Annotated in this window: 7 protein-coding genes; 1 reads left to right on the top strand and 6 read right to left on the bottom strand. The window is 73.2% G+C overall.

Going from position 1 to position 7,855, the window contains the following annotated elements:
• The 3 genes from alr to glmS all read right to left on the bottom strand — a co-directional run.
• Nucleotides 1-1,023 (bottom strand): alanine racemase (gene alr, locus B4M60_RS04535; RefSeq protein WP_291080695.1); only part of this gene is annotated, 1,023 nt, incomplete at its 3' end.
• Nucleotides 1,024-1,060: 37 nt separating this feature from the next.
• A complete protein-coding gene (locus B4M60_RS04540; protein ID WP_291080697.1) occupies nucleotides 1,061-2,560 on the bottom strand; it encodes a bifunctional ADP-dependent NAD(P)H-hydrate dehydratase/NAD(P)H-hydrate epimerase in 1,500 nt (499 codons plus the stop codon).
• Between the two features lie 22 nt (nucleotides 2,561-2,582).
• Nucleotides 2,583-4,439, bottom strand: a complete 1,857-nt coding sequence (gene glmS / locus B4M60_RS04545; protein WP_291080699.1) for a glutamine--fructose-6-phosphate transaminase (isomerizing) — start codon at nucleotides 4,437-4,439, stop codon at nucleotides 2,583-2,585.
• Nucleotides 4,440-4,512: 73 nt separating this feature from the next.
• Between glmS and B4M60_RS04550 the strand changes: the two genes are divergently transcribed.
• A complete protein-coding gene (locus B4M60_RS04550; protein ID WP_291080701.1) occupies nucleotides 4,513-5,385 on the top strand; it encodes a chlorophyllase/cutinase-like alpha/beta fold protein in 873 nt (290 codons plus the stop codon).
• Between the two features lie 22 nt (nucleotides 5,386-5,407).
• Here B4M60_RS04550 and glmM read toward each other — a convergent pair whose 3' ends face one another.
• The 3 genes from glmM to rplM all read right to left on the bottom strand — a co-directional run.
• Nucleotides 5,408-6,763 carry a phosphoglucosamine mutase gene (gene glmM / locus B4M60_RS04555; RefSeq protein ID WP_291080703.1) on the bottom strand — a complete coding sequence of 452 codons (1,356 nt, stop codon included), beginning with the start codon at nucleotides 6,761-6,763 and terminating at the stop codon, nucleotides 5,408-5,410.
• A gap of 193 nt (nucleotides 6,764-6,956) precedes the next feature.
• On the bottom strand, nucleotides 6,957-7,499 hold the full coding sequence (rpsI, locus tag B4M60_RS04560; RefSeq protein WP_291080705.1) for a 30S ribosomal protein S9: 543 nt from the start codon (nucleotides 7,497-7,499) through the stop codon (nucleotides 6,957-6,959).
• The coding region (rplM, locus tag B4M60_RS04565; RefSeq protein ID WP_291080706.1) for a 50S ribosomal protein L13 at nucleotides 7,496-7,855 on the bottom strand (360 nt) is incomplete at its 5' end. The genes rpsI and rplM, both read right to left, overlap by 4 nt.

Raw genomic sequence — 7,855 nt, forward strand, 5'->3', positions numbered from 1 at the left:
ACCGAACAGGACCGCGGTGTCGCCCGCCCGCACCGCGTCACCCGGGTCCGGCCCGAGGTCCACGACGAACTGGTCCATGCAGACGCGACCGACGTTCGGGTACCGACGGCCACCGATCGAGACGTCGAGCCTGCCCGAGAGCAGGCGCCACACCCCGTCGGCGTACCCCGCCGCCACGAGCGCGACCGTGGTGTCGCGGGGCGCGTGCCAGGTGTGCCCGTAGCTCACACCCTGACCGGCCGCCAGCCGCTTGGTCATCAGGACCTCCGCCGAGAACGTCATGGCCGGAATGAGCTCCACCCCCGGGTCGTCGACCGGGGAGAGCCCGTACAGGGCGATCCCGGGCCGGACCATCTCGAAGCCGTCCTCCGGGCGGGTCAGCGTCGCGGCCGAGTTGGCGTGGTGGTTGACGGGGCAGTCCAGGCCGCGCGCGCGGGCCTGCGCCACGCACTCGTGCAGCCGCGCCACCTGCTGGTCGATCACCGGGTTCCCCGGGTCGTCGGCATGCGCGAAGTGCGCCATCAACCCGGTGACCTCGATGAGCCCCTCCTCCGAGGCGTCCACCAGCCTGTCGAGGACGGCGGGCCAGTCGTCCAGCGTGATCCCGGAGCGGGCGAGCCCGGTGTCGATCTTGGGGGTCACCCGGGCGCGGCGGCCGGTGCGGCGCGCGGCGTCGAGGATGGTGTCGAGGTGACCGGGCCCGGGGACCGCGAGGTCCACGTCTGCCTCCAGAGCGGAACGGACGTCGTCGCCGGCCGAGTAGAGCCAGGCCAGGATCTCCGCGTCGATCCCCGCCCCGCGCAGTTCGAGCGCCTCCCCGATCGTGGTCACCCCGAGGGCGTCCGCACCCCCGCGCAGCGCCGCGAGGGAGACCGGGACGGCACCGTGGCCGTAGGCGTCGGCCTTGACCACGGCCATCACCCGCGCGCCGCGGGCAGACCGGAGCAGGACGCGGGCGTTGTGCTCGATCGCGTCCAGATCGATCTCGGCGCGGCACGGCGCCGGCGGGACAATCAGACCCATTTTGTCCATTATGCCAAACAGCGGCGACGGTGGCGATTCATTCATCGCGGAGCGAGGAGATCGCCCCCGGGAGTGCGGACAGCAGGTCGGTGGCACCGATCGGCGCGCCCGCCCCGCCCGTTCGCACCGCGGCGGCGCGGGCGGCGTCGCCGTGCACCACCGCCGCCGCGACCGCCGGCCACGCCGCGGCCCGACCGTCCCCCCTGCCGCCCGCGAGCAACGCCCCGGCTATCCCGGACAGCACATCCCCGGAGCCTGCCGTGGCGGCCCAGGAGCAGCCGGCGTCGACGGACCAGGTCGTCTCGCCGTCGTCGACAAGCGTGACGCGTCCCTTGAGCAGCACCGTCGCGTTGATCCCCCGGTCTCGTAGACCGGCGACGTACCGGCGCAGGGCCCCGGCCCGGTCCGCCCGGTCCCACCCGCCGGTGAGGCGGTCGAACTCCCCCGCGTGGGGGGTGAGCAGCACCGACGCGGCGACGCCGCGCAGCAGGACCGGGTGGGCGGCGACGCAGGTCAGGGCGTCGGCGTCGAGCACCGTCGGCAGCCCGTGCGCGAGGACGGCGTCGATGTCGGCCACGGCCTCGGCGCCGGTGCCCGCACCCGGGCCCACGACCCAGGCCTGCGCGGTCCCCGCCTCCGCCACCGACGGGTGACACACCACCTCGGGCCGGACAGCGAGCACCGCGCCCGAGCCCGAACCCACGTAGCGCACCATCCCCGAGGTCGCCGCCACCGCCGCCGAGGCGCAGAGGACGGCCGCCCCGGGGAAGCGGTCGGAACCGGCGCGGATCGCCACCACGCCCTGGCTGTACTTGTCGTCGCCCGGCCCGGGCACCGGCCACGACCGGCCGACCTCCGCGCGGTCCGGTCGGCGGACGGATCGCGGTCCGGCGGGGATCCCGCCCATCCCGATGTCCACCACCTCGACCCGGCCGCACGCCGGGGAGGCCAGCAGGTGGGCCCGCCGGAGAGCGCCGAAGGTCACGGTGACGTGGGCCGGCACGTGCGGGTCGTGGACCGTTCCCGTGTCCGCGTCGACCCCGCTCGGCAGATCCACCGACACGAACGGGACCCCCGCCGCGGCGTGGTGGGCGACGATCCCCGCCGCCGGCTCCCGCAGCGGGCCGCTGCCCGCCAGGCCCACGACCCCGTCGATCACCACGTCGGGCGGGGTGGCCCCGGCACCGGGCCCGGCGCGGAACCCGGCCGCCCGCCCCCCCGCACGCCGCAACGCGGCGAGGGCCCGCGCGTGCGCCCGGGCCGGGTCGAGCAGGACCGCCTCGACGCGGCAGCCCCGGGCCCGCAGCATCGCGCCGGCGTACAGGGCGTCCCCACCGTTGTCCCCGCTGCCCACGATCAGCAGGACCGACCGGCCGAACACGCCGCCGGACCTCGAGCGCAGCAGCGCGGCGGTGTGGTGGGCGACGCCCGCGGCCGCGCGACGCATCACGGCGTCCGGGTCACCGGATGCCTCGGCCGCCTCGAGAAGCGGGCGCTCGGCGGCCCGGATCGCCTCGACCGGGTGTGCTCGCCTCATGACCGTCAGTCTCGCGGACGGGTCACTCCACCGTGACGGACTTGGCCAGGTTGCGCGGCTTGTCCACGTCGTAGCCGCGGGCGGCGGCCACCTCGGCGGCGAACGCCTGATACGGGATCGTGGCCAGCAGCGGCTGCAGGAGCGTGGTCGTGGCCGGGATCGGGATGAAGTGGTCCGCCAGCGGCCGCACCACCTCGTCACCCTCCTCGGCGATCACGATGGTCCGCGCGCCGCGGGCCCGGATCTCCTGGATGTTGCTCACCAGCTTGGAGTGGAGGACCCCGCGGCCCTCGACGGGGGGCATCACCACAAAGACGGGCAGGCCGTCCTCGATGAGCGCGATGGGGCCGTGCTTGAGCTCGCCGGCGGGGAAACCCTCCGCGTGCATGTACGCGAGCTCCTTGAGCTTGAGCGCGCCCTCGAGCGCCGTCGGGTAGCCGACGTGACGACCGAGGAACAGCACGGATTTGGAGTCGGCCAGCTCCCGCGCGATCTCGCGGACCGGCTCCAGGGAGTCCACGACCTGCTGGATGAGGGCCGGCATCTGCTCGAGCTGGCGGAACTCGGCGGCCACCTCGTCGGGGTACTTGGTGCCGCGGGCCTGCGCCAACGCCAGGCCGACGAGGTAGTTGGCGGTGATCTGCGCGAGGTACGCCTTGGTGGACGCCACGCCGATCTCGGGGCCGGCGTGCGTGTAGAGCACGGCGTCGGCCTCCCGGGGGATCTGCGAGCCGTTGGTGTTGCACACCGCCAACACGCGGGCCTTCTGCGCCCTGGCGTGTCGCACCGCCTCGAGGGTGTCGGCGGTCTCGCCGGACTGGGAGATCGCCACCACCAGGGTGGACCGGTCCAGCACGGGGTCGCGGTAGCGGAACTCCGAGGCGATCTCGACCTCACACGGCAGCCGCGTCCAGTGCTCGATCGCGTACTTGGCCACCATCCCGGAGTGGTAGGCACTGCCGCAGGCCACGATGAACACCTTGTCGATGTCCCGCAGTTCCTGGTCGCTCATCCGCTGCTCGTCCAGCACGATGCGGCCGTCCTGGAAATGGCCGAGGAGGGTGTCCGCCACGGCCGCCGGCTGCTCGGTGATCTCCTTGAGCATGAAGTAGTCGTACCCGCCCTTCTCGGCGGCGGCGAGGTCCCAGTCGATGTGGAACGGACGGCCCTCGGAGGGCTCACCGGCGAAGTCGGTGATCTCGTATCCGTCGGCCCGCAGCACCACCACGTTGTCCTGGCCGAGCTCCACCGCCTCGCGGGTGTGCTCGATGAACGCGGCGACGTCCGACCCGAGGAACATCTCCCCCTCCCCCACGCCCAGCACGAGCGGGGTGGAGCGACGGGCGGCGACGAGGGTGTCGGGGTGGGCGGCGTGACTGAACACCAGCGTGAACGCGCCCTCGAGGCGGTTGAGCACGGCGCGGCACGCGGCGACGAAGTCCCCGGCGTTCGGGCCGGAAGACATCTCGCGGGCCAACAGGTGCGCGGCGACCTCGGAGTCGGTATCCGACTCCAGCTCGACGCCCGCGGCCTCGAGCTCGGCTCTCAGCGGGGCGAAGTTCTCGATGATGCCGTTGTGCACGATCGCCACGTCCCCCGACACGTGGGGGTGGGCGTTGCGGTCACTCGGGCGCCCGTGGGTGGCCCACCGCGTGTGGCCGATCCCCGTGGTGCCCGGGAACCCGTCCCGGCCGGCGGCGTCGAGCGCGGCCTCGAGGTTGGCGAGCTTGCCCTCCTTCTTCTCGACCCGGGACGAGCCCGACCCGTCGAGAATGGCCACCCCGGACGAGTCGTATCCGCGGTACTCCATCCGCCGTAGGGCCTCGACCACAACGGGGAGGGCAGCCTGATGCCCCACATAACCGACGATTCCGCACATGGGCGCTAAGTGTAGCCACGCCGACCCGGCTCCCCGGCACCGTCCGTGCGCGGGAGGCGATACTGTTGGCCCCGTGGCCATCAAGACCAAGGAACTGCTCGAGACGCTCAGTCGCCGGGGCCCCCACGGGGTCGACACCGGCGATCTCGGCTTCACCGGGACCCCCGGCACGGTGTTCGTCCCCCGGGACGCGTCGTCGCCCGCACCCCTGGTGGGCTTCGCGCACGACTGGACCAAGGCCCCCCGTCACTACGTCGACACCCTCAAGCACCTCGCGTCGTGGGGCTTCGTCGTAGTGGCACCGGCCACCGACACGTCGGTCCGGCCGCACCACCAGCACTACGCCGACCACCTGTCGGCCGCCGTCGAGGACGCCCTCCAGGCCACCCTCGGACGGGGGGCGGTCCGCGCCGATGCGCGCCGGATAGGCCTGGTCGGCCACGGGCTGGGCGGAGGGGTCGGCGCCCTGTTGGCGTCCCAGCGCACGGACATCGACGCGGTGGCGATGCTCTTCCCCACGGAGACCGTCCCCGCGGCCGCCGATCGCGCCGTGACCATCGACGCCCCCGCGTTGCTGCTGTCCGCGTCGGGCGGCGTCCACGCCGAGGACGCGCGCGCACTCCACCTGGCGTGGCGCGGGCCGATAGTGCACCGGCGCATGGCCAAGGCGATCGAGCCGGGACTGGTCGAGGGCGCCCCGCTGCTCAAGTACGTCGGCCTGGCCGACCCGGACCACCGCACGCAGCGCACGGTGCGGCCGCTTCTCGCCGGTTACCTGCTGGCCACGCTCGCGGGGGACGACGCCTACGCCGCGTTCGCCGACCCCGACGCCGGGTTCAAGGGCGCCGTCACGGTGACCGACGAGATGCTGGACGAGGAGGGGGACGACCTCGTCCCCAGCACCCCGCCGCTCCTCAAGTTGGTCAAGGGCCTCACCGGGAGCTGAACCGGCGCCCTCCCCGACCGGCTCAGACCGCGGCGACGACGTCCGCGAGCCGCTCGGCGACGCCCTGCGCGAGGTCGGGGTCCTGCGCCTCGACCATCACGCGGACGAGTTGCTCGGTCCCCGACGGGCGCAGCAGCACGCGGCCGGCACTACCGAGCGTCGCCTCCTCCGCCGCCACGGCATCGGCCACGGCGCCGGACGCGGCCACTGCGGCCTTGTCCCCGACGGGCACGTTGATGAGCACCTGCGGCAGGACGGTCATGACGCCGGCCAGCTCGGCGAGGCTCTTGCCGGTCTCGGCCATCCGCGCCATGATCCGCAGGCCGGTCAGGACGCCGTCGCCGGTGGTGGCGTGCGCGGGCAGCACGAGGTGCCCGGACTGCTCGCCGCCGAGGCTGTAGGAGCCCTCGCGCAGCCGCTCGAGCACGTACCGGTCGCCGACCTTGGTCTCGGCGATCTCGATGCCCGCCTCGCGCATGGCGACCTTGAGTCCGAGGTTGCTCATCACGGTGGCGACCAGGGTGTTCTCCGCCAGCTCGCCGGAGTCGCGCATCGCGAGGGCGAGGATGGCCATGATCTGGTCGCCGTCGACCACCTCGCCGGCGGCGTCCACGGCGAGGCAGCGGTCGGCGTCGCCGTCGTGCGCCAGGCCGAGGTCGGCGCCGTGCTCGACCACCGCGGCGCGCACGTCGTCGAGGTGGGTGGAGCCGCATTTGTCGTTGATGTTGTAGCCGTCGGGGCTGGCGTGGATCTCGATCACCGTGGCGCCGGCCTCGCGGTAGGCGCGCGGCGCGGCGTCGCTGGCGGCGCCGTTGGCGCAGTCGACGACGACGACGAGGCCGTCCAGCCGACCCGGCGTGGCGCTGAGCAGATGGCCGACATAGCCGTCCAGGGCGTCTGCGGGGCAGGCGCGGCTGATCCGGCCGATCGCGTCACCGGTCGGGCCGGTGATCGGCTCACCGGTGAGCGCGGACTCGATGGCGTCCTCGACGTGGTCGCCGAGCTTGTGCCCGCCGGCGGCGAAGAACTTGATGCCGTTGTCCGGCATGGCGTTGTGCGAGGCGGAGATCATCGCGCCGAGCGCGGCCCCGTGCTGGGCGGTGAGGTGGGCGACGGCCGGGGTGGGCAGCTCGCCCACCAGGAGCACGTCGACGCCCTGGCTGGACAGGCCTGCCGAGAGGGCGGCTTCGAGCATCTCGCCGGAGACGCGCGGGTCCCGTCCCACCACTGCCAGCGGGCGGGCGGTGACGGTGCCGTCGTGGTCGCGTTCCGCCGCGAGGACGGCCGCGGCGGCGGCTCCGAGCCGCAGCGCCAGGTCCGCGGTGAGCGTCCGGTTGGCCAGTCCGCGGACCCCGTCGGTGCCGAAGAGTCGGGTCATGTCGTGAATCCTCCGGATTCGGGTGTGCGCGTTCGCGCCGCTGATGTTCACCGTGTGAGCATTGCCGCCGACAGTCGGCGTTCGGGCCTCGGTCAGGATAACCGCTGAGGGGACAGCGTCCTGGAAAGGACCAGAGCAGGCCCCCGCGCGGTGCGGGAACCTGCTCTGGGTGACGCGATCTCGGCGGGAGAGATCAGCGCTTCGAGTACTGCGGGGCCTTACGGGCCTTCTTGAGGCCGGCCTTCTTGCGCTCGACGGCGCGGGCGTCCCGGGTAAGGAAGCCGGCCTTCTTCAGGGCCGGGCGATCGTCCGGGGCGTACTCGATGAGCGCACGGGCGATGGCCAGACGCAACGCGCCCGCCTGCCCGGACGGCCCGCCACCGTGGAGCAGACCCACGATGTCGAACTGCTCCTCGCGCTCGACTAGCACCAGCGGCGACTTGACCAGCTGCTGGTGCACCTTGTTCGGGAAGTAGCCCTCGAGGGTGCGACCGTTCAGCGTGAACTGGCCGGAGCCGGGCACGAGGCGGACGCGGGCGACGGCCTCCTTGCGGCGGCCGACGGCCTGCGTCGGGCCGGAGGTGACGATCGGCGCCAGCTGGGTCTCGGTGCCGGAGTCGTACTCGGTGCCACCGGCGTAGTCGGCCTCGCTGTAGTCCTCGGCGACCTCGGCGGCGAGATCCGCCACGGTGTCGTCGGCGACCTCGGCCTCGGGGGTGATGTTCTCGTCGGTCACTGGGCCACCTGCTTGATCTCGTAGGGCACGGGCTGCTGGGCGGCGTGCGGGTGCTCGGGACCCGCGTACACCTTCAGCTTGGAGGCGACGGCATTGCCGAGCTTGTTGCTCGGGAGCATGCCCTTGACCGCCTTCTCGACGACGCGGTCCGGGCGCGTCTCCATGGCCTTGCCGAGGGACTGCGACTTGAGCCCGCCCGGGAAACCGGAGTGGCGGTGGTGGAAGACGCGCTCGCGCTTGTTGGACGAGATCGCGACCTTGTCGGCGTTGATGATGATGACGAAGTCGCCGGTGTCGGCGTTCGGGGCGAACTGCGGCTTGTGCTTGCCGCGGAGGATGTTGGCGACCTGGACGGC

Origin of the sequence: Dietzia sp. UBA5065 (assembly GCA_002415925.1) — a bacterium.
Lineage (GTDB): Bacteria > Actinomycetota > Actinomycetes > Mycobacteriales > Mycobacteriaceae > Dietzia.